Annotated in this window: 24 protein-coding genes; 8 read left to right on the top strand and 16 right to left on the bottom strand. The window is 49.7% G+C overall.

The window, feature by feature from the left end:
* Positions 1 to 37 precede the first annotated feature (37 nt).
* The 3 genes from C8J48_RS04525 (at position 38) to C8J48_RS04515 (ending at position 2,418) form a co-directional block, all read left to right on the top strand.
* A complete protein-coding gene (locus C8J48_RS04525) occupies positions 38 to 274 on the top strand; it encodes a hypothetical protein (RefSeq protein ID WP_146160443.1) in 237 nt (78 codons plus the stop codon).
* 119 nt (positions 275 to 393) lie between these two features.
* Positions 394 to 819 carry an ImmA/IrrE family metallo-endopeptidase gene (locus C8J48_RS04520; protein WP_170105159.1) on the top strand — a complete coding sequence of 142 codons (426 nt, stop codon included), beginning with the start codon at positions 394 to 396 and terminating at the stop codon, positions 817 to 819.
* A 210-nt stretch (positions 820 to 1,029) separates the two neighbouring features.
* Positions 1,030 to 2,418, top strand: coding sequence for a recombinase family protein (locus C8J48_RS04515; RefSeq protein WP_170105157.1), 1,389 nt, complete (start codon positions 1,030 to 1,032; stop codon positions 2,416 to 2,418).
* A 12-nt stretch (positions 2,419 to 2,430) separates the two neighbouring features.
* Here C8J48_RS04515 and C8J48_RS04510 read toward each other — a convergent pair whose 3' ends face one another.
* From C8J48_RS04510 to C8J48_RS04490, 7 genes are all read right to left on the bottom strand, one after another.
* Entirely contained in the window at positions 2,431 to 3,030 is a 600-nt protein-coding gene (locus C8J48_RS04510) for an MFS transporter (RefSeq protein ID WP_107725152.1), read from the bottom strand.
* Positions 3,031 to 3,307: 277 nt separating this feature from the next.
* A complete protein-coding gene (locus C8J48_RS18640) occupies positions 3,308 to 3,460 on the bottom strand; it encodes a hypothetical protein (RefSeq protein ID WP_170105155.1) in 153 nt (50 codons plus the stop codon).
* A gap of 266 nt (positions 3,461 to 3,726) precedes the next feature.
* A complete protein-coding gene (locus C8J48_RS04505; protein WP_107725151.1) occupies positions 3,727 to 4,242 on the bottom strand; it encodes an adenine phosphoribosyltransferase in 516 nt (171 codons plus the stop codon).
* On the bottom strand, positions 4,215 to 6,761 hold the full coding sequence (gene recJ, locus C8J48_RS04500) for a single-stranded-DNA-specific exonuclease RecJ (RefSeq protein WP_245891062.1): 2,547 nt from the start codon (positions 6,759 to 6,761) through the stop codon (positions 4,215 to 4,217). Before recJ ends, C8J48_RS04505 begins: the two co-directional genes overlap by 28 nt.
* Positions 6,710 to 7,621, bottom strand: coding sequence for a protein translocase subunit SecF (secF, locus tag C8J48_RS19045; RefSeq protein ID WP_245891061.1), 912 nt, complete (start codon positions 7,619 to 7,621; stop codon positions 6,710 to 6,712). The genes recJ and secF overlap by 52 nt, the downstream gene beginning before the upstream one ends.
* The gene (gene secD / locus C8J48_RS19040; protein WP_245891060.1) at positions 7,611 to 8,852 is read right to left on the bottom strand and encodes a protein translocase subunit SecD; all 1,242 of its coding nucleotides are present in this window, start codon (positions 8,850 to 8,852) and stop codon (positions 7,611 to 7,613) included. The genes secF and secD overlap by 11 nt, the downstream gene beginning before the upstream one ends.
* Positions 8,853 to 8,949: 97 nt before the next feature.
* Complete coding sequence (locus C8J48_RS04490) at positions 8,950 to 9,249, bottom strand: post-transcriptional regulator (protein WP_342748220.1); 300 nt, start codon at positions 9,247 to 9,249, stop codon at positions 8,950 to 8,952.
* 153 nt (positions 9,250 to 9,402) lie between these two features.
* Between C8J48_RS04490 and spoVB the strand changes: the two genes are divergently transcribed.
* The gene (spoVB, locus tag C8J48_RS04485) at positions 9,403 to 10,977 is read left to right on the top strand and encodes a stage V sporulation protein B (RefSeq protein ID WP_170105153.1); all 1,575 of its coding nucleotides are present in this window, start codon (positions 9,403 to 9,405) and stop codon (positions 10,975 to 10,977) included.
* On the opposite strand, the gene C8J48_RS04480 is transcribed toward spoVB, so the two are convergent.
* Positions 10,974 to 11,651 carry a DUF421 domain-containing protein gene (locus C8J48_RS04480; RefSeq protein ID WP_107725149.1) on the bottom strand — a complete coding sequence of 226 codons (678 nt, stop codon included), beginning with the start codon at positions 11,649 to 11,651 and terminating at the stop codon, positions 10,974 to 10,976. The genes spoVB and C8J48_RS04480 overlap by 4 nt on opposite strands.
* A 149-nt stretch (positions 11,652 to 11,800) precedes the next feature.
* On the opposite strand from C8J48_RS04480, the gene C8J48_RS04475 reads away from it, so the two are divergent.
* Positions 11,801 to 12,199 carry a TIGR04086 family membrane protein gene (locus C8J48_RS04475; protein WP_107725148.1) on the top strand — a complete coding sequence of 133 codons (399 nt, stop codon included), beginning with the start codon at positions 11,801 to 11,803 and terminating at the stop codon, positions 12,197 to 12,199.
* Positions 12,200 to 12,397: 198 nt separating this feature from the next.
* Here the strand turns inward: C8J48_RS04475 and C8J48_RS04470 are convergent, their stop codons facing one another.
* The 8 genes from C8J48_RS04470 to ruvC all read right to left on the bottom strand — a co-directional run bounded on the left by C8J48_RS04470 (position 12,398) and on the right by ruvC (position 17,998).
* Positions 12,398 to 12,901, bottom strand: a complete 504-nt coding sequence (locus tag C8J48_RS04470; protein ID WP_107725147.1) for a hypothetical protein — start codon at positions 12,899 to 12,901, stop codon at positions 12,398 to 12,400.
* 147 nt (positions 12,902 to 13,048) lie between these two features.
* Positions 13,049 to 13,333, bottom strand: a complete 285-nt coding sequence (gene yajC / locus C8J48_RS04465) for a preprotein translocase subunit YajC (RefSeq protein ID WP_107725146.1) — start codon at positions 13,331 to 13,333, stop codon at positions 13,049 to 13,051.
* 31 nt (positions 13,334 to 13,364) lie between these two features.
* Entirely contained in the window at positions 13,365 to 14,507 is a 1,143-nt protein-coding gene (tgt, locus tag C8J48_RS04460) for a tRNA guanosine(34) transglycosylase Tgt (RefSeq protein ID WP_107725145.1), read from the bottom strand.
* 83 nt (positions 14,508 to 14,590) lie between these two features.
* A complete protein-coding gene (queA, locus tag C8J48_RS04455; protein WP_107725144.1) occupies positions 14,591 to 15,622 on the bottom strand; it encodes a tRNA preQ1(34) S-adenosylmethionine ribosyltransferase-isomerase QueA in 1,032 nt (343 codons plus the stop codon).
* A 36-nt stretch (positions 15,623 to 15,658) separates the two neighbouring features.
* Positions 15,659 to 15,877 carry a DUF2905 domain-containing protein gene (locus C8J48_RS04450; protein ID WP_107725143.1) on the bottom strand — a complete coding sequence of 73 codons (219 nt, stop codon included), beginning with the start codon at positions 15,875 to 15,877 and terminating at the stop codon, positions 15,659 to 15,661.
* On the bottom strand, positions 15,874 to 16,872 hold the full coding sequence (gene ruvB / locus C8J48_RS04445) for a Holliday junction branch migration DNA helicase RuvB (RefSeq protein ID WP_107725142.1): 999 nt from the start codon (positions 16,870 to 16,872) through the stop codon (positions 15,874 to 15,876). Before ruvB ends, C8J48_RS04450 begins: the two co-directional genes overlap by 4 nt.
* 11 nt (positions 16,873 to 16,883) lie before the next feature.
* A complete protein-coding gene (gene ruvA / locus C8J48_RS04440; RefSeq protein WP_107725141.1) occupies positions 16,884 to 17,495 on the bottom strand; it encodes a Holliday junction branch migration protein RuvA in 612 nt (203 codons plus the stop codon).
* Positions 17,492 to 17,998 carry a crossover junction endodeoxyribonuclease RuvC gene (gene ruvC / locus C8J48_RS04435; RefSeq protein ID WP_107725140.1) on the bottom strand — a complete coding sequence of 169 codons (507 nt, stop codon included), beginning with the start codon at positions 17,996 to 17,998 and terminating at the stop codon, positions 17,492 to 17,494. The genes ruvA and ruvC overlap by 4 nt, the downstream gene beginning before the upstream one ends.
* Before the next feature lie 130 nt (positions 17,999 to 18,128).
* Here ruvC and C8J48_RS04430 point away from each other — a divergent pair, with 130 nt between their 5' ends.
* The 3 genes from C8J48_RS04430 (at position 18,129) to C8J48_RS04415 (ending at position 21,716) form a co-directional block, all read left to right on the top strand.
* A complete protein-coding gene (locus C8J48_RS04430; RefSeq protein WP_107725139.1) occupies positions 18,129 to 19,004 on the top strand; it encodes an SMP-30/gluconolactonase/LRE family protein in 876 nt (291 codons plus the stop codon).
* A 291-nt stretch (positions 19,005 to 19,295) separates the two neighbouring features.
* Positions 19,296 to 19,793 (top strand): hypothetical protein, encoded by a 498-nt coding sequence (locus C8J48_RS04425; protein ID WP_146160441.1) that lies wholly within the window; start codon positions 19,296 to 19,298, stop codon positions 19,791 to 19,793.
* A 987-nt stretch (positions 19,794 to 20,780) separates the two neighbouring features.
* Positions 20,781 to 21,716 carry a metal ABC transporter solute-binding protein, Zn/Mn family gene (locus C8J48_RS04415; protein WP_107725136.1) on the top strand — a complete coding sequence of 312 codons (936 nt, stop codon included), beginning with the start codon at positions 20,781 to 20,783 and terminating at the stop codon, positions 21,714 to 21,716.
* Positions 21,717 to 21,725: the final 9 nt, after the last annotated feature.

Below are 21,725 nucleotides of genomic sequence, written 5' to 3'. Positions count from 1 at the left end.
TTGGGATAAGATATGGGAATTAACGGGGGAATATATGGTGGGTGACAAACTAGACGTGATTCTTGAGAAACTGAACAACATGGATCAAAGGTTTGATCAGATCGACAAGCGTTTTGATGAGGTTAACAAAAGGCTGGAGCGAATTGAAGATCGGGTGGATACTATCGCAGAACAAACAGCCTTTGCGAGTGAACTACAGTCTCCAGTGAGTTCATTGCAGAAGCGAATGGATGATCTGGAGACAGACGTGAAACTTTTGAAAAAAGTTTTGTGAAGTGGACACAAACTAACGTTCTTATTCGAATAATATATACAGAGATAGATAACCTGCTCCCCTTCAAAGGAAGCAGGTTTATTGTTCCAAGGGAGATGATACTAGGAGGGAGTGTAACCATGCCTTTTGAGTTGATCAAGGAAGCCAAACGATTGGGAGTTCCAGTTCATTTTTGTCCATTCAATTCGGAATTGAAAGGATTTTATACAGGTGGACGTTTCCCGGCAATTTGCGTCAATGAATCTATTCGGACGAATGTGCCACTGGTCCGCTGCGTGATCGCCGAGGAGATCGGTCATTATTACACCTCTGTAGGCTTCGGTTTTCCCAGGCCATACAAGATATTTCAAAACCAGTTAGAGATCATTCGCGGGGAAGACCGTGCATGGCGTTGGGCTTGTGATCGTTTGCTCCCCGTGGACAAGCTTCAACGTGCTGTAAGACGAGGTATATATACTCCCTGGGATTTAGCTGAACATTTTCGAGTGGTTGAGGAGATGGTACATTTTCGGTTGAAGGTATATAAGATAAAACACGTATTATAGGAGGACTTTCATCTGTGATAAAACACGTTTGCGATCAGTGCCGTAAGGAACTATCTGGTCTAAATGATTTCCCGCACTCATGAGTTCCTATGTTCATCCGTTATTCCGAACGTATGATCGAATTGCATTTTTGCTCTTGGGAATGCTTATCTATCTATCGAAAAAATGAGGAGAAACAACGACAAAAAGATAGTGCCTAAAGGAGGAAATATGCGGGCCAGAACTTATATTCGAGTAAGCACGGATGAACAAGCCCGAGAAGGGTTCAGTCTATCAGCTCAGGCTGCCCGTTGTCGTCAATTCATCCAGTCTCAAGGGTGGGAAGAGGACGGCAGCTATAAGGATGATGGATATTCCGCCAAGAATTTAGAACGGCCAGGAATGCAACAAATGCTCCGGGATGCAAAAGAAAAACAATTTGATGTGCTTGTTGTATACCGCCTTGATCGCCTTGTCCGTTCAGTGGTGGATCTGCATTTAGTGATTAATTTGCTGGAAGAAAAGAAAATCGCCTTTAAATCCGTCACGGAGGTTTTTGATACAACGACGGCCATGGGTCGCTTTTTTATCACTTTGGTAGGCTCTATGGCCCAGTGGGAACGGGAAAACCTCGGGGAGCGGGTTCGCATGGGAATGGAACGTAAATTCTTGGAGGGGAAAGATCTTCACACCTTTGCGCCCTATGGCTACACTACCGATGAAAACGGGAAAGTAGTCACTGATCCGAACGAATCGGCCATCGTCCGACGCATCTACGATATGTATAAAACCAAGGGGATTCGCACCATCTCCAGGGCCTTAAACAGAGAGGGGATAACCACTCGGCGCGGAAACCACTGGCAAGACCCACAGATCCAATACATTTTAACCAATCCATATTACATTGGTGTTTTGCGTTTCGGGGAACACTCCCGGGAGGGCAACCATCCTCGTCTCATCGACTCGGACCTATGGCTTGAGACTCAAAAACGGATCGAAGATAGACGAGTAGGAAAACGGGCGGCCACTTCCGATTATCCTTTCAGCGGCGTGTTGACCTGTGCCCGTTGTGGGGGAAATATGATCGGACAAAGCCTTAAACATCAAACGAAGAAATACATCTTTTATAAATGCGGCACACAACACAATTATGGAACATGCGATCTTCCCCGGATTGCGGAAACGAAAGTAGAACGCTCATTCTTCGATGCATTGGTTGAGTGGCAAGCGGAAGGAATCAACATGCCCTCCGATCAAAAGGAAGGGCTGGACCTTAAACAAATTGAATCAGAATTGGATCGGATTAAACGACGCCGGCGGAAATGGCAGGAGGCGTTTGCGGCAGATATCATCACGCTGGAAGAGTTAAAGGAAAGAACTCAGGAGGATCGAGCAAGGGAAGAAGAGTTAAAGACAAAACTGACCAAACAGCCGGAAACTCCCCGTGTAACCCTTGAGGAGTTCAAAGAGGCGATTCAGGATCTAAGGAAGGTTTGGCCTCAAGCCACTGCGACGGAAAGAAAACAGATCATCCGGACCTTGTTCTCCGAAATCGTTATAGATAGGGATGGAAACGGTCGAAATGATCCAGTTAAGGTTATATCCACAGAATTAGCGTAAAAAAGGGCAATATCATGCGATAATACGTCCTATTCTAATGTAAGGGTTGCCCATATTAAGCCCAAAGGAGGCTAAACTGATGCCCAACAAAACACGATTGTGCAAAATCTCACGCAACTGGCGCCAAAGCGTGCCACGATCAGGGGAGCTGTTCTCATTACCACTAGGGTCGCGATAACCGGCAAAGGCGGCGCTTCCCACCAACAGAACCAGCACAGCTGCTGCCACCATTGCGTAACGCCATCCCCAAGCTAAAGCCAAGGGCAGCAATACCAGTGCGGACAAGGCCGATCCGGCGGTGATCCCCATCTGTTTAATTCCCATCGCAGTTCCCCTGCGATTGCGGGCAAACCAGGCGAGTATACCACGGTTGGTGACAGGATGCATCGCCCCATAGGCGAATCCTCCCAAGATCACACTTACTAATAGGCCAGAAAAAGACGACATGGTCGCCGCCAGGGTAAAGGATATCGCAGACCACCCCGCCAGTGTGAGCAGCAATCGGCGAGAACCGAAACGGTCGGCCAACCATCCCGCCGGTAGATTAAACAGTGCCTGCCCCAAAAATAAAGCGGCAGGCAACATCCCCACTTGCGCTTTGGAAATATCCAAATCACCTCAATTAATGGCGCTAACGGAGCCAATCCCCTTCCGGCAAAAGCGATCGCCACCTGTGCCACTAACAGCCAACCAAGCATCAACCACGGCCTTATCAACGGGGTTTCCCTCTTCTGCCCTGGTGTGGCCGAATCCATTTCGCTGTCCAAATTCATCACATGCCTTTTATTTTGATGTTAACAGATATTTTTATGATAACGGATCCGAAAACCCAGGTACAAACCAAACCCGCCCACGACCGTTTCTGATCGCTGGACGGGTCATTTCTTGGCTACAAACCCGATATCCATTCCATCTTCATCAAGACCGCATATACTCCAACTAGAATGATCCAAGCTCCCACTCCCACTAAAGCGATTCGCAGCTCTGGCTCCTCTAGATTTTCCGCATCTTCCACCTTAAAATCCTCAAAAATTTTTTTCATGGCATCAGGCGTAACACCCTTGAAATCTTGGGAGAAAACGCCTTTTTCTCTCCTTTCTGTGGCGCATGTTCCTCTGGGAGTCAAAGACTGAGTACACTGCCGACAGATGCAGACACAGCTTGTTGTGAGTGATGACACGGATGATTCCATGGAGGCTGCCAACCCCTCCGGTAAACGCTTCCCCTTGTGGAATTCGCGACCGCACACAATTCTCCTTCCCATATTTTAGATAAAAACCCCAATCCAACAGGATTGGGGTTTAATGCTCAATATTGTACTAATGTGAAAACATCCAAGTCCGCAGGCAGCTTCTCCCGTCCTTGAAGATAGGTAAGCTCAATGATAAACGCCGCTCCCACCACATCCGCTTGCAGTTGGTTCACCAGATTTAAAGTGGCTTGGATGGTGCCACCGGTCGCTAACAGATCATCCACGATTAGAACCCGTTGTCCCGGTTGGATGGCGTCACGGTGAATCGCCAAGCGGTCTTTTCCATATTCGAGGTTATAGCCGGCTTCCACCGTTTCCGCAGGTAATTTTCCCGTTTTTCGCACAGGAATAAACCCAACCCCCAACGCATAAGCCAGCGGTGTTCCAACCACAAAACCGCGAGCCTCCGGCCCCACGATCAAATCCACTTGTTTATCCTCGATTTTTTCAGCCATCTGATCGATTGCCGCCCGAAACGCAGGGCCATCTTTGAGTAACGTGGTAATATCCTTAAAACGAACCCCTGGCTGTGGAAAATCGGAAATCACCCGGATTTTATCTTTGAAATCCATGCTTCTTCGCCTCCTGATTGGGCTAGCTTCGGATTGATCGAAGCGATATACGTATATAGATCACGCGTGGAAGAATAGACCAAACACTGTTGCACTTCATCCCATTCTTGTTGTTGTCGATAATGAGTTGAGCGGGACAACGGTTTTTTTTCCGCCTCCGGCACCAGTAGCAACCAATCTCCTTCCCTGCGTACAAAGCCCAGTTCCTGAAATACTTCAAGTATAAATCCAATCCCCTTTGCCGATAGTCCCGTCATGCGGGCAAGCCGTTCCAAATCCCGGGGGATTCGCAATTCCTTCACTTTCATCACTGCACCGTACAATTTTTTAAAATGCTCCCGATCCGGTACGCCGGAAGGGCCATTCCAGTCGGCATCACCAAAGGCAAAGTAAATTCGCTCCAACTGGCCAAACCCTCGCAATAATCCCTCTATCGCAGCTACCGCTGGCGGCAAATCGATCAGCACCAAATAACGAACGGTCGCAGCATCCGTAAACGGATTTGGATCTAGTCGATCCCAGGATAAGAGGGTGGCTGCATAATCCCGCTTCCACCAATGGGGTTCCTCTCCACTATGAACAAACAAGGTCTCCTGCCGTTTCGCCAGCGGGCCCAACCGCTCCCGTTGATCGCGATTGCTGCGCCAATCAAAAATCTGCAGGTGTGGAACCGCCACATCTCGAACCAAAAATTGCGGATTACGCCGTTGATTCCATTCGTTTATGGACAATTCCCCCAACAGTTCCGGTTGGGATTGCGGCATCAACTCTTCAGCCAATTCCCCCATGCGAAAGCCGACAGCATCCAGAGAAGAACCCTCTTGCTCCAACATCAGCTTTAAATGATTTTTATCGCGGCCAATTCGTTGAATTCGCTCCAGACGGGAACCGATGAGGCGAAAACGGGGAGTGGGATTGCCAATGCCGTAGGGAGCCAGTTTTTCGATCGATTCAATCAGGGCAAGATTCACCTCTCCCAACGTGAGATCCGCATCGACCGCAGACAACGGAATATAATCCTCCTCTGTCAACCACTCACTGGCTAACTGATCCAGCCGTTGATGCAACTGCGCCAAATCACGCTGCGGCAAACTCATCCCCGCTGCCATCGTGTGCCCGCCGTAGTGCGGCAGCAATTCATCACAAGCAGTCAGGGCACGATACATATCAAACCCAGCAATGCTGCGGGCTGAACCTTTGGCCATTCCCGTCTCTTCATCGATACCGAGCACAATCGTGGGCCGGTAATAGCGTTCCACCAAGCGGGAGGCGACAATTCCGATCACCCCGACATTCCACCCCGGTGCCGCCACCACAATCATACGGTGATGTGCTTCTGGCTCCTCCTCTACCAGTGCAACCGCTTCAGCGGTGATCGCTTCCACCAAATGTTGCCGCTCCCGATTCATCCGGTCCAATTCTTCCGCAATCAGCGCGGCTTCAGCGGAATCCTCCGTCAGCATCAGCTCTACCGCCTGCCCCGCGGTATCCAGGCGACCGCTGGCGTTGATGCGGGGTCCTAAGGAAAATCCGACATGTCCGGCGGCCACCTCCCCATCGATGCCAGAGGCTTCCACCAGGGCAGCCATTCCCGTTGACGGATTCTGATTGATCGCCTCTAAACCCCGTGCCGCCAAAATGCGGTTTTCATCCACCAATGGAACCAAATCGGCGATTGATCCCAAGGCGACCAACTCCCACCCCTCTTCCGGCGGTTCACCCAACAGGGCATGACACAATTTAAACGCGACACCTACCCCCGCTAACTGTGAAAACGGATACGTACAGTCAGGCTTCTTTGGGTTAATCACGGCCAATGCCTGGGGTAAAACCGACGGCGGTTCATGATGATCGGTAATGATTAGATCCAACCCCAGCTTGTTTGCATGGTCAGCCTGATCCACCGCACTGATCCCGGTATCGACGGAAATCATCAGGTGGACGCCTTCCTCCTTCGCACGGATTAATGCGTCTCGGTTTAGTCCATATCCTTCTGTAAAGCGGTTGGGTATGTAATAATCCACATCTGCTCCCAGTCGTCGGAACACGCGCATCATCAGACTGGTGCTGGTGACACCATCGGCATCATAATCCCCATAAATGCGAATTTTTTCTCCCTGTTCTAACGCATGGCGAATTCGTTTTACTGCTTGTTCCATCCCGTCCAGCCAAAAAGGATCATACAGATCTTGGACACTGGCACGCAAAAAACGACGGACCCTTTCCACATCGTCCAGTCCGCGGTTGATCAGCAATCGGGCGACCAATGGATGCAAGTTGAGCGAATTCGCCAATTCATCGACACGTACCGCTTCCGCTTCGGAAGGACGCCAGCGCGTCTTGGGTCGCAGCATTAGGGTCACCTCGCTTTGCCGCTTTTCATTATAGCACACTGGGATCACCGGTAGATACAAAACGAAAGCTGCGGGTAACTCCCGCAGCATGATAAAAATATAAACGTTTATCGTTATTCCGTCACGGTAGATGCCTTCCGTTTTTCCCGTTCCATCGACTTCCATTTCCAAGTAATCCAGATTTGGCTAGCGATAAATATGGAAGAGTAGATCCCCGCGATCAAACCCAACACCAGGGCGAGGGAGAAAAAGCGTATGCTCTCTCCACCGAAGACGAGTAGGGCCACCGCAGCAAAAATCACGGTTAAACCGGTGTTGAGGGAGCGAACTAACGTTTCGCGCAAACTGCGGTTGACCGTCTCCACCAGTTCCTCCCACCGCTTCGGTTTATCTGCCTCAAAATTTTCCCGAATCCGGTCAAAGATCACAATCGTATCGTTGACCGAATACCCCACAATCGTCAATACCGCCGCCACAAACACCAAATCCACTTCCCATTGAAACAGGGAAAACATCCCGATCACAAATAAGGCATCGTGGAACAATGCAGCCACCGCTGCCATGGCAAATCGGTATTCAAACCGTAGGGTCACATACAGAATAATCCCAACCGATGCAATCAGCACCGAGATCAAAGCATTTCTGGCCAACTCACGCCCAACGATGGGATCCACCGTCTGTTCATTGACCGCCACTTGTTTCCCAAATTCCTTTTGAAATTGGTCACGGATGGCGTTAACTTTCTCTCGGTCTAAACTCTCATCCGTGCGAAAGACGAGCAGTTCCCGCTGATTCCCAGCTTTACGGATATTGGGATTATCGTATCCAAGCTCTTCTAATGCCGCTTTTCCTTTTTCCATGTCAAAGTCTGGTCCGATATTGATATCCACCCGCGATCCGCTGACAAAGTCGACACCCAGGTTGAGGCCCTGAAGCAGCAACGAAGCGATCCCAATCAACAAAATGGTGGCCGAGAGGATGAAAAAGAGCTTTCGTTTACCTACAAAATCAAACTTAAAGTTCACCGATCTCATCCTCCTTCACACCGTACCAACCTGGACGTCGAAACAAGCCGGAGCGAACCAACAAGCCCAACAAGATACGCGATAGCGCCACCGCTGCCAGAAAGCTGACGACGATCCCCACGATCAGGGAGACGGCAAAACCGCGTACGCCGGCCGTTCCAAAATAAAAGAGCACTCCCGCCGCAATGATGGTCGTAACATTAGCATCAAAAATCGTGAGAAATGATCGGCGAGAACCGGATTTATTGGCGGAGGCAACGCTTTTGCCTAAACGCATTTCATCTTTGATCCGCTCATACATAATGATGTTGGCGTCCACCGCCATGCCGATGCCTAAGATAAACGCTGCGATCCCTGGCAAGGTTAAGGTGACATGGAGTAGATTAAAGGTTAACAACACCAAGTACCCATATGTAATCAAGGTGATTACCGCCACAAAACCAGGCAGGCGGTAATAGCCGATGATAAAGATGAAAATGATCGCAATCCCGTACAGCCCCGCCACCAAACTCTGCTGTAATGACGCGGCTCCGAGACTGGAATCAACGGCAAAGCTCTGAATCTCATCCAGTTGCACCGGTAATGCACCAGCATTTAACAGATCGGCTAGTTCCTGCGCCTCTTCAGGGGTAAAGTTACCGCTGATCTGGGCTTGTCCATTGGAGATCACGTTTTGAATGACGGGAGAGCTTAACTCATTCTCATCCAAATAGATTGGAACGGGTTGCCCGAGATATTCCTTGGTTAGATCGGCAAATTTTTTGCTGTCCTTAAATTTTACGCTCACCACCGGGCGGCCGTTTTCATCGTAGTCCAAACGGGACCCGCCTTGGGCCAGATCCGTTCCCCGCATTAAAATCGTTTCTCCGTCAGGAGCACGAAACGTCAACACCGCAGGCGTCCCCAAAATCTCCCGCGCCCGGTCTGGATCATCCACACCAGCCAGCTGCACGCGGATGCGATCCTGCCCTTCCACCGAGATTTGTGGTTCCGTCACACCGAGAACATCGATCCGTTGACTGACAGCCTTGGAGGCGTCGGATAATACCTGTTCATTGATTGGTTGTCCTTTTTCTAACGGTTTCGCTTCATACAACACCTCAAAGCCACCCTGCAAATCCAGACCGAGAGTTATCCCCCGCGCAATATCCATACTGGTAGCAGCCACGGTGGCTAGAATGGCGATAACCAACAGGCAAAAGAGGATAAATCTCCCCTTGCGAACTTTCATGAGATGCTTCCTCCTTCATTTTCGAAAGAAACCCACCTCATTATCCCAACTCCAATGATGCATGTCAATTTATCCCGACAGCAAAAAACCGGACCGATCATTGGTCCGGGCTTTTGTACACACTGACCATCAGCCAGTTCATAAATCGGGTCGCCTTCAGCGACAGGATATCGTTTACGAGGCGATTGAGTCGGGGCCATCCTCGTCGGTAGCTCTCCGACACGCACGCCCATACCTGTTCGCCGGTCACATTTTCATAACCGTAATAGCGAAATTCCGCCGCCTTGCTGTTACACAAATCTTCGATACACTGCATCAGTTCGGATTCACTCAGCAATTCTACATTTTGTTTACGCGAGTGATTCACATTGTTGACTGGTTTTAATGTCTTCCTCACCGCGACCCCTCCCCGTATGCTCGTCTTCCCTATTATACCTTCCGCGTATTCCCTTTGAACACCTTTCAATTGGCTCTTTTTTCGTTGTCATGTGAAACGGACAAGCGCATAGGTTTTAAGTACAAACCCTTATAGGAAGGAGAGGGCATCCGTTTGACCAAGCAAACGTTTCTCCAAGGGACACTCATCCTGGTCGGTGCAGGATTTATCACGAAAATATTAGGGTTTGTTTACCGTATCGCCCTCTCCCGTCTAATCGGTGACGAGGGAATGGGTCTCTTTCAGATGGCCTTCCCCATTTTGCTTTTGGTTATCACGCTGACGACTGCCGGTTTGCCCGTCGCCATCTCCAAGCTGGTGTCGGAAGCGGAAGCCACCCGTGATGAGTCGCGAATCCGATCCATCCTAATCCTCTCATTAGGCATTGTTACTGCTCTAGCAATCCTATTTACCATCCTCGTGATTGTAGCCGCCCCACTAATCGCCAATACGCTCTTAACCGACAGCCGCGCTTTATACGCCTTGTGGGGGATTGCACCGGTCATTCCGATTGTAGCGATCTCCTCCGTTTTTCGGGGGTATTTTCAGGGTCGGCAGCATATGAACCCCTATGCTGCTTCACAGATCGTGGAACAGGTTGTGCGTATTTTTACCGTGCTGATGCTGGCACGACTGTTATATCCCTATGGAGTGGAATATGCCGCCGCCGGAGCGATGTTTGGAGTGGTAATCGGGGAAGGAGCTGGAATGCTTATCCTTCTTCAATCCTTCCGCCGGGATCCCAAGCGCCCCAGACTTCGCTTTCCCTTGCACGAAATCCGCCGGGGATGGGGACATTTTTCTACCACTGTGGGACAGATGATGCGTATTACCATCCCCGTCACCGCCAGTCGCATTATCGGTTCCCTTTCTTATGCCGTCGAACCGATCGTCGTCTCCCAAAGCCTGGCTCTCGCCGGAATCGCTGTAGCCGCTTCCACCGCATTGTACGGTCAATTAGAAGGAATGGCGATCCCACTTATCTACTTTCCTTCCTTTATCACTTACGCGCTGTCCGTCTCCCTCGTCCCTTCTATTTCCGAAGCGGCGGCCAAGGGAAGAATCCGATTGGTGGAGCATCGACTCAATCAAGCGATTCGACTTGCCATGATCGTGGGTGCCCCTTGCGCCATCCTTCTATTTATGTTGGCTGGACCCTTAACCATGCTCCTGTACCATAACTCAGACGTTGCCCGGTTGTTGCAGATTATGGCTCCCTTCGCCGTTTTACTCTATTTGCAGGGTCCTTTAGCAGCGGTATTGCAAGGGTTGGACAAAGCGAAAGATGCCATGCGCAACTCTATTTACGGCGCCGTCATCAAGACGGCTCTCATTTTCTTGTTGGGTTCTCAACCGGCATTGGGAATCGATGGGGTAGTGTTGGCCATTAACTGCGGCATAATCATTGTCACCGCCCTTCACTTTATCAGCATTATCCACTATGTCCCCTTCACCTTGATATTTCGGGATTGGATAAAACTCTCCTTCGCCATCGCCGGAATGGGTACCGTCTTACACTTCGTGATAAACCGGGGTGGCAAAGAGCTGATGATCACTGTCAGCGCAGCCATCGTTGTCAGTTTGATGCTGTACGGCATTTTTCTGATTTTGCTGGGATTGTTGAAAAAAGAAGATATTGAGCGGGTTCCCTATGTTGGCAAATGGCTCGCCCCTCTGTTTCCCCGTTAATGTTGCCGTGAATCGATATAAAAACTGCCATGATGGTCGACGCTGGCAAAAAAGATCTCGCTGATGTCCTTATGCCCATATTGGTGTAATCGCTTCTTCAACCAGTCTTGGTCTTGTCCCAGCTTTTTTAGGGCATCCTTCTGCACTTGGCCGTCAACCACAACCGGTACCGGTAGCCGTGTGAGGCGATCCACCTTATCAAAGAGATCCCCCTTTGTTACCGGCATCCGTTCTTCCTTAGGAAAGACGCTTAGCTTCCCTGACGGTTCCAGAATGGCAAACTCCACATCAGCCAGATTATGAATCCTCTTGTCTCGCAGCTGTACCATTAAATCCTCGACATTGTAGCGCTGCTTTCGCATTTCCTGCTCCTGAATCTTTCCGTTTTTGATTAACATGGAGGGTTTGCCATCCACAACATCACGTATACGGGGGCTTTTTAGTGTTACCCAGGCTAACAACACCTGTGCTCCCAACATTGTTACAATCGGGATCACCCCGTGCATCAACGGAATTTTGGTATTATCGATGGAGATGACGGCAAAATCGGCAATCATAATCGAAACCACCAGATCGAATACCGACAGTTTACCGATTTCTCGTTTTCCCATTAAGCGCATCACTAAAAGCACAAAAAAATAGATAAACACTGACCGCAAAAAAATCGTCCACATTGCTCCTAGCTCCTCTGTCCACCGACTTCCTCCCTATTTTCAACTGAAACGAGGAAATTTATCAGCGTACAGCCCTCCCACATCCGGACAATCATAAATCTGCGCTCACGCTCATACCCATGTACAAACCCTTGCGGGAGGTGTTTTCGATGAAGCAATCCATTTTGGATGGAGCAAGCAAACCGAAGCTGAATTCACCGCTTTTATCCGGATTACTGATTGTGTTTGCCATCGTACTGGCAGGTTCTGTCGTAACCGCGCTTCTTTTGCGCTTTACTTCAATCACAGAATCCTCCCTCCCCTATTTTACTTATGGCATCAACGGAATCGCACTGTTGATCGGCGGATGGTGTGCCGGGAGGAAAGCAAAGCAAAGGGGGTTACTTTACGGCGGTTTAACCGGAGTCTTGTATGTGATAATCGTCTTATTGATCGGATTTCTCGCTTTTGACACCACCATGCGCATTCAACCAGTGCTGTTTACAATATGTGCAACCGGGTTAAGTGCCATCGGAGGAATCTTCGGTGTCAATACATCCGCCCCCTAACGATATAATCTAACAAAAAACGCTTCGGTTCCGATCCGCGCAAACCGAAGCCTTTCTTTTTAGAGATCCGAACACAAGGAAAAGCGTGCCACATTTGTTTTTATATAAGCGACTGTCGTTTTGCAAAGCCCCTGGGTTGCCAAAGGCTCTCAGGGGCTTTGGCTGTTCAAGTGTAAATTACTGATGACCACTATACTTCTACAAGCGATGAAAGCCGAGCCATTTTTCCGTCAAATATCCCATCACAACCATGATCCCACTGATAACCACCGCTGCCTCTACTGAAACATCGGTACCTGTCGCCACCCGTTTTGACATTGTGAGTAACACAAACGACAAAAAGGGGATTTGAACAAACATCGCCAACCACAGGGGAAACCGACACTCTTGCAGCAACAATTTTAGGGCGAACTCCACGATCCCAAACAACATCAGATAAGTAATCAAGGAGCCTGTCGCCAGAAACAACCAGTCCCACCATCCATTAGCCTGAACTTCGTCGGGAAAGGCATAGCCGACCACCCAGAGACAAAGAAACAACAAACAGGAAAAAGCGACAAGCGCAAGCAACCCCCCCAAAAAAACAGCGGGAAGGAGGGTGCTCCAACTCCACTTTCGCTCGCGGGTTCCCACTCGATCAAAGATCATCAAGCTCCAGGCGGAGGCGATAAACCAGAGGATAAAAAACAAGATCACAAACATAGAATCCTCTCCTCACATACAACCCACTTCGTCTGTTTTATATATACGAAGAACGGAGGAGCATGTGAACCGCAGAGGATCATGTTTGTCCTTTTTCCTTTAAATAGAAAAACACCCCTGCCGCTAAAAGACCGGGGTGTTTGCTTATCAGCTATTTTCGCTGGTGCTTTCATCTTCATTAACAACCGCATTAACGGAGCTACGTTCAAAGGTGAGACGGGTATTTTCGTTCACCTTCAGGCTGATCCGTTCATCGTTCAAATCCATAATCGTTCCATGTAATCCGCCGATGGTAATCACCTTATCCCCTTTTTTCAGGGAAGAGAGCATGGTGTTCCGTTCTTTTTGCCGCTTTTGTTGCGGACGTAAGAGCAAAAAGTAAAATACAGCAAAGATCAGAATCAGTGGCAAAAACGATGCAAGGGTTTCCATTCAAACATCCTCCTTTTATTAGACACACAAATTAAAAATTACGGGTGCCATCCGGTTCGCTCGTTCCATAATAGCTTTCAAAAAACTCCCGCCGAAAATCGAGCAGCCGGTCCTGCTGAATCGCTTGCCGCACTCGCTTCATCAAGGTAAGCAAAAAGTGCAGGTTGTGGATGGTGGTCAGGCGGAAGCCGAAGGTTTCGTCCGATTTGATCAGGTGGCGAAGGTATGCCCGGCTGTAATGGCGACAGGTATAACAGTCACATTCCGGATCGAGAGGACCAAAGTCCCGGGCATAGGCGGCGTTTCGAATCACCACCCGCCCCTGGCTCGTCATGGTGGTACCGTTACGGGCGATCCGAGTGGGCAAAACACAATCAAACATATCGACGCCACGAATCACGCCCTCCACCAGGGCATCCGGGGAACCAACCCCCATCAGATAACGCGGTTTTCCTGGAGGCAATAAGGGGACTGTCTCTTCCAACGCCTCATACATCAAGGGTTTCGGCTCACCTACGCTAAGGCCGCCGATGGCGTAACCGGGAAGATCCACATCGGTGATCTGTTTGGCGCTTTCCTGCCGCAAATCGGGATACATCCCACCTTGAACGATTCCAAAAAGCGCCTGTTCCTCCTTGCGGCGGTGTGCCTGTTTACAACGGTGCAACCACCGGGTGGTCCTTTCCAGCGATTCCTTAACATATTCCCGCTCTGCCGGATAAGGGGGACATTCATCAAAGGCCATGATGATATCAGCCCCTAGAGCGTTTTGAATCTCCATCGCCTTCTCAGGACTGATAAACAGGGACTCTCCACTCAAATGGGAGCGAAAGGAGACTCCTTCTTCCGTGATCTTGCGCAGCTTACTTAAGCTGAACACCTGAAATCCGCCACTGTCGGTCAGAATGGCTCGATCCCAGTTCATAAAGGAATGGAGCCCTCCCGCCTCCTGCACAATCTCATGGCCGGGACGAAGAAAAAGATGATAGGTGTTGGCCAGAATGATATCGCTTCCCAATTCCTTCAGTTCTTCGGGACTGACCGTCTTCACTGTCGCCAGCGTCCCCACCGGCATAAACACCGGTGTATCGATGATGCCGTGAGGAGTATGTATACGCCCGAGACGTGCTTGTGATTGGGAGCAGGTTTTGATCAATTCGTAACGAAGAGCCAATGGCTGTTCCTCCTACTTATACCATTATACCTTAGTGCTAATGTTAGATAAACATCCAACTGATGACGGATTTATAACCTTTCTCAAACAATCAACATCGCATCGCCAAAACTAAAAAAGCGGTAACGCTCCTGTACCGCTTCCCGATAAGCGGCCAATACATTCTCTCTACCGGCAAATGCGCTAATCAGCATCATCAGCGTGGATCGGGGCAGATGAAAGTTGGTGAGTAAACCATCGACGACTTGAAAGGAATAGCCGGGGTGGATAAAGATATCCGTCCATCCTTGTGCAGCTTGGATTTCACCATATTTTTGCACCACTGACTCCAGCGTACGCACCGAAGTAGTTCCTACCGCACATATACGTTTTCCCTTTTGCTTGGCTTCCCGGATCATGTGCGCCGATTCCTCCGACACCTCAAAATATTCGGCGTGCATCCGGTGCTCCTCCACCCGTTCCACTGTGACAGGACGAAAGGTGCCTAAACCTACATGCAGTGTAATGGGAACTATGTGCACACCCCGTTTTTTCGCTTCCTCCAACAAGGCCGGGGTGAAGTGAAGTCCTGCCGTCGGCGCCGCCGCCGATCCCACCTCCCGCGCATACACGGTCTGATATCGCTCCGGTTGATCCAGCCGTTCCCGAATATATGGAGGAAGCGGCATCTCGCCCAATCGCTCAAACAGCGGTTCCAATTCTTCTTCCCCGTGTAGCAATTTAAATACCCGCCCACCGGCGATCTCTGCCTTTTCCTGCGCTTCTGCCCGCAACAACCCATCACCAAAAGAGATGACCGTCCCTTCTTTCACCCGCTTTGCCGGCTTCACCAAAGCCTCCCAGCGCCCTTCCCCCATCGGCTTTAACAATAACAACTCAATCTGGGCGCCGGTATCCTCCTTTACACCGATTAAACGCGCCGGGCGAACGCGTGTATCGTTTACCACCCACACATCACCCGCTTGCACATAATCCAACCAATCGGGAAAGCGTCGGTGCTCAATCCGTCCATCCTTCCGATGAAGCACCATTAAGCGCGAGCCGGAGCGTTCCTCAGCCGGGGTTTGGGCAATCAACTCCTCCGGTAAATGATAATCAAATTGTGATACATCCATCCACCTTTCACCCTTTCCACACAAAACGCCCGCCCCTCATCGGAACAGGCGAATTACATACATCAATAAGCTTAGCACGATACTGATGATGATGCATGTCACAATCGGGAAATAAAATTTGACGTTTTCTTTTTCCACGACAATATCTCCCGGTAGACGACCCAAGTTAAAAAAGCGCCCGCCCATTTGCCACAAAAGGCCGACCACAATCAACAATACACCCACTGTAATCAAGAGCTTGGGAATCTGGCTCATCCCGGCATCTCCACCCCAAAGTGTTGATAGCACCGAGGCGTTACCATCCGACCCCGCGGAGTACGCTGCAAAAACCCAATCTGCAACAGATACGGCTCATACACATCTTCTACCGTATGCGCCTCTTCCCCGATCGTGGCCGCCAACGTCTCAAGCCCTACCGGACCGCCTCGGAAATGATCCATAATGGAACGTAACAGTTTGTGATCCACCTGATCCAGTCCCAGTTTATCCACTTGAATGCGGTCCAATGCGTCTTGGGCTGTTTCCCGGGTAATCACCCCGTCTCCCTTCACCTGTACAAAATCCCGTACTCGTTTCAGGAGGCGATTGGCTACACGTGGGGTCCCTCTGGCTCGGCAGGCGATTTCCTGTGCTCCCTCCGCACGCACCGTCACCTGTAAGAGATCGGCTGCGCGGGTGACGATCCAGGTAAGCTCTTCTTCAGTGTAGTATTCCAGCCGACTCATCACACCAAATCGATCCCGCAACGGAGAAGAGAGCGATCCTGCCCTTGTGGTGGCTCCTACCAGTGTGAATGGTGGCAGATCCAAGCGGACGGAACGGGCACTGGGTCCCTTCCCAATGACGATATCCAGGGCGAAATCCTCCATCGCCGGATATAACACTTCTTCTACACTGCGATTGAGACGGTGAATCTCATCAATAAACAATAGATCCCCCTGCTGTAAATTGGTTAAAATCGCCGCCAAATCCCCCGGACGCTCAATCGCTGGCCCTGAGGTGGTGCGCAGGTTGACCCCCAATTCATTGGCGATGATATAGGATAACGTCGTTTTGCCTAATCCCGGCGGGCCGTACAACAACACATGATCCAGGCTCTCGCGTCGCATTTTGGCCGCTTCTATGTATATCTTCAGATTTTCCTTCACCCGGGACTGGCCGATATAATCGTCCAGAAAACGAGGGCGCAGGCTAAATTCCATGGGCTCGTCTTCCATGGACATCTGGCTGGAGATGATCCGTTCGTCCATCCCGCTCCCTCCTATCCCTTGATTGAAATCTGTAGTGCCCGCCGAATCCAATCATCCAACGAAGGTTCCTCATCCGCAAATGATCGCCGAGCCTCGTCAACGGCAACAGAAGCTTCTTCCTCATTATAGCCAAGGGCTGTCAGGGCTTCAATTACATCACTGGAAAGGGCACGGCTTACAGTTGATGGAGTTGTCACCGCTTCCGTGGACAGCGATTGCGCCCAGCTCGCTTTTTTCAATTTATCCTTTAAATCCAGGATCAGCCGTTGCGCCGTCTTTTTGCCGATACCCGGCAATTTGGTCAAAAAGCGCAAATCCTCCCGCTCCACCGCTTCTACCAATGCAGCGGGAGAACCGGCCCCCACCACGGCCAGCGCTACCTTCGGTCCGATCCCGGAGACCTCTAACAACAGACGGAAGCAATCCCGCAGATCGGCATCAGGGAAACCATAAAGGGTATGGGCGTCTTCCCGTACCACCTGATGGGTAAAAATGCGCACCTCTTCCCCTTCCGTCCACTGAAACGGATTGGGACAGAACAGACGGTAACCCACTCCATTCGCTTCCACCACTACATACTCCGTCGTATGATAGGCGATATGTCCCCGAATAAAATCGATCATGTACGCTTTCCTCCTCGTTCCAACAAGCGGGTGAAGCTGGTAGAGTGCGCCTCACAAATGGCCACTCCCAAGGCATCCGCCACATCATCGGGGCGAGGGATTTCCGGGAGGTTTAACAATACCCGCACCATCTCCTGTATCTGCCGTTTCTGGGCCCCCCCATATCCCGCTACCGCCATCTTCACTTCCATCGGCGTATACTCGGTGATCACAGCTCCCGCCTCTTCCGCCGCCAATATCACCACACCTCGGGCTTGGCCGACCGTAAAAGCGGTGGTTACATTGCGGTTAAAAAACAATTTCTCAATCGCTACCACATCCGGACGATGCCGTTGCAGCAATTCCGTACTGGCATCATACACCTGCTTTAACCGGGTTGCCGTCGGTGTATGTGCGGGAGTTTGAATACTGCCGTAATCGACCGCTTTCAGCTGATTCCCCTTCCGGTCCACAATCCCGTAACCGACGATGGCGATCCCAGGATCAATCCCCATAATTCGCACAGCTTCTCCTCCCCATTGGACACATCATTTTTCGTTTCTTTTTACGTTGAATGTCTTGGTAAAGCTTTTCATACATTTCTGTAGAAAGCCCATCGTGCGATTCAATCCTTACAGCGAAAGGAGAAAAAAGATGGATTCCCTTCAAATCGTTCAAAATACAAAAGCCGAACTAGGAGAAGGGCCCAGTTGGGATGCCGCCAACAACGTGTTGTACTGGGTAGATATTACAAGAGAACGACTTCACATCTATCATCCGTATTCAAATAGGCAAATCACCTATGATACGGGGGATTATATTAGCTCTGTCGTCCCCAGGCGATGCGGTGGAGTGGTAATGACGCTAAAAAAATCATTTTATGCATTTGATTTTCATATGAACAAGATGACCCATATCGGTACCGTTGAGCAGGATAAACCGCATAATCGGTTTAATGATGGGAAATGTGACGCCCTCGGTCGTTATTGGGCCGGTACGATGAGTCAAATGTTTACACCGGGTGCCGGTGCACTTTATTGTCTGGAACCCGATTGGAGAATTAAAAAAGTGTTGGGGAATATCACGATCTCAAACGGAATCGCTTGGAGCCCAGATAACTCCGTCATGTACTATATCGATTCCCCAACCAGAAAAGTAATGGCTTATGATTATGATTTAGCAACCGCCACCATCAGCAATCCGCGAGTCGCCGTCACCTTTCCTGCCGCTGAACCTTTTCCCGATGGAATGGCAACGGACGAAGAGGGGTTGATTTGGGTGGCAATCTGGAAAGGCGGTAAAATTACGAGATGGAACCCTAATACGGGAGAGCTTCTTAAAACCATCCATGTCCCTGCCACTCTCACGACTTCCTGTGTATTTGGTGGTGACGATTTGCAGGACCTTTATATTACTTCAGCCCGGATCGGATTAAAAGAAGAAATCTTAGCAAAGGAACCCTACGCAGGTGGTTTATTTGCCATCCGTACAAAAGTAAGAGGGCTTCCCACTTATCCTTTTAGCGGCTAAGTCCCTTCTCAGAGGGGATCACTTATTAATCTCTGATTGATGATAGCATGGCCCAGGGGCCCGATTCCCGTCTTCGCGCCTCTTTCCCTTTTAATGATGAAGCCGTCCGCTCCATCTTCTCCGGCTCCAACCAGCGACCTCAACCTCCAAATTTTTGGAGGTTTTTTATGTATCTACTTTTCTCAACGATGTTACTGGTACCTTAATTATCAAATTATATCACAGATGATCGAGGAATGATCAGCGCCCATTTTGTCCACAATGATAACGAATAAGGTGGTTAGTCCATTGGTGGAGGAGTTGAAGTTATTGCTTATACGACCCTGGTTTTACGCATTTAGCGCCTTATCGGTGCTAGTACTTCTATCTGCATGTGGAAATCAACTCTCCGGTTCGGAAAAAGCGGCGGTCCAGTTTTACAAATCCGTATGGGTAGAGGGCGATATGGATCATGCCGCAAAAATGTTGAGCAACCGCGTGAATCCGCAGGAGGTACGCTGGCGTGTGGACGACACTCTGACGGAAGCGATGACCAATCCTTCCATCCTTGTGGTGGAATCCCCCACGGACCGTCAATCGGTCAATACTCGTACCGTTCTGATCCACCGCCCTGCCGATAAAAGAGATTATCGAGTGACTGTCCGCCGCATCCCCGGCGGGCGTTGGAAAGTACTCGACTTTCAGCAAAACTATGACAAAGACCGGGGCGGTTACATCAGTAACGATGCATACCAACGATTGAGCAGTGAATTTCCGGGAGTAAACTGGAAACGGGTAGACAACCCTTGAGCACCCTTTACCCTTGCAACAGAGGATGACTAGTGCCCCATCCGATATCTTTGATTGTATTTAGGGAGGGATGGATTTCCGAATGAGTGACTCTGCCACACATGGAACGAAGGCGGAAATCCACTCCCGACCGCCTGAACAACCTTTGACAAAACCCTGTCATCCTCCGCAATCATCCCATTTTCGAACGGTCGGCGGCCCCCAGCGTCGACCGTTATTATCATTCCTACATAAAAGGAACATCAAAAAACTCGCCCAGGGCGAGTTTAAGCGTTGACGTCCAAAAGCGTGCCTTCCACTGAAACGATCGCATATTTCCACATCCGTCTCAGCCACGCTATCTATTCATCAGTAGACGTCGGAGGTCTTGTTAAAAACTCATCTTTGTCGCTTCCGTTATATCCTTGCGGCTTCCAACACTCCTCAGTCAGTCCCTTTGAATCAAACAAAATCCGCAAGTAACGGGCAGCCTCCTCCCAGGTATCCCACTTTTCCAGGCTATATGGAGGGTTTCCCTGGTTATTCCATACCGCCCAACCTCCATCAGGCAACTTGGTGACAAAGCATCCAGCATCCGGAGGAATCAAAAAAATGGTGTGAGTATGATTAGACATCTCTTCAAATGACTTAAAACCTAGGTTCGCCGCAAAACGTTTTTTGTACGATACGAATTTTACAAATCCCTTGAATACCATATACACGTCTCCAAGTTTAATCTCGTAACAATTATTCGAGACTAATCGACAAAATCCTCCCTGCATGACATGTTTTATTTTTATTAAACAGTTATTTTCTTTCCTCCTATCGCTTCATCGCCCTTCTGTACCTCTTTTTGCAAAAACCTATTGACAATTTTTTAAGTTGCCCAATACAATGGCAATAGCAGGTTTTGCATTAGGGAAAAATATATTTATTGAGGAAAAAATGATTGACCGGTTAAACAAACCTGTCTATGCCCACATTTAAGAGCTGGAGGATGAAAAATAGATGCTTGATAAATTAAGGCTCGGATTGGCCGTCTTGTTGATCGCTTCGATGCTTTTATTTGGATGCACCGCCCAGGGGGAGACGGCCATCCCAGAAGATGGACCGATTCGGGTGACGACTACTACCGGGATGGTGGCTGACATTGTGAAGAACGTTGGCGGCGAACACGTGGAAGTGACCGCCTTGATGGGACCGGGAGTCGATCCCCATTTATACAAAGCATCACAGGGGGATATCGGTCGACTGGCTAAAGCGCATATGATTTTTTACAACGGGCTACAACTGGAAGGAAACATGGAAGACATCTTGAAAAAGCTGTCCCATGAAAAACCGGTGATTCCCGTCGCCGAAACGATTCCCGCGGAGAAACTGAAGAAGCTGGAAGACGAAGGGGGAAAAACGGACCCCCACATTTGGTTTGATGTACAACTCTGGATTGAAGCCGTCAAAGTGGTGGAGAAAGAATTAGCAAAAGCGGACCCTGACCACCGCGACGATTATCGCCAACAATCTCAAGCCTATATCGCAGAACTGGAAGAGTTGGATCAGTACGCACAGGAGGAAATTAAATCGATTCCCTCGAAACAGCGGGTGTTGGTCACAGCCCATGACGCCTTTGGCTATTTTGGTGATGCCTACGATATTGAGGTAGTGGGACTGCAAGGGATCAACACCGCATCGGAGTACGGATTGCGTGATATCCAACGCGTTGCGAAGATTATTTCCGATCGCAACGTAAAAGCGGTATTTATTGAAAGCAGTGTATCGAAGCAATCGATTGAAGCCGTCGTCAAAGGGGCACAACAGCGTGGCCAAACAATAAAGATCGGGGGGGAACTCTTCTCCGACGCCATGGGAGCCGAGGGGACGGAAGAGGGAACGTATATCGGTATGGTTCGCCACAATGTGGACACTATTGTCTCCGCCCTGAAGTAATGCATTCAT

Origin of the sequence: Desmospora activa DSM 45169 (assembly GCF_003046315.1) — a bacterium.
Classification (GTDB): Bacteria; Bacillota; Bacilli; order Thermoactinomycetales; family DSM-45169; genus Desmospora; species Desmospora activa.
This window is presented reverse-complemented; position numbering and strand designations above follow the sequence as displayed.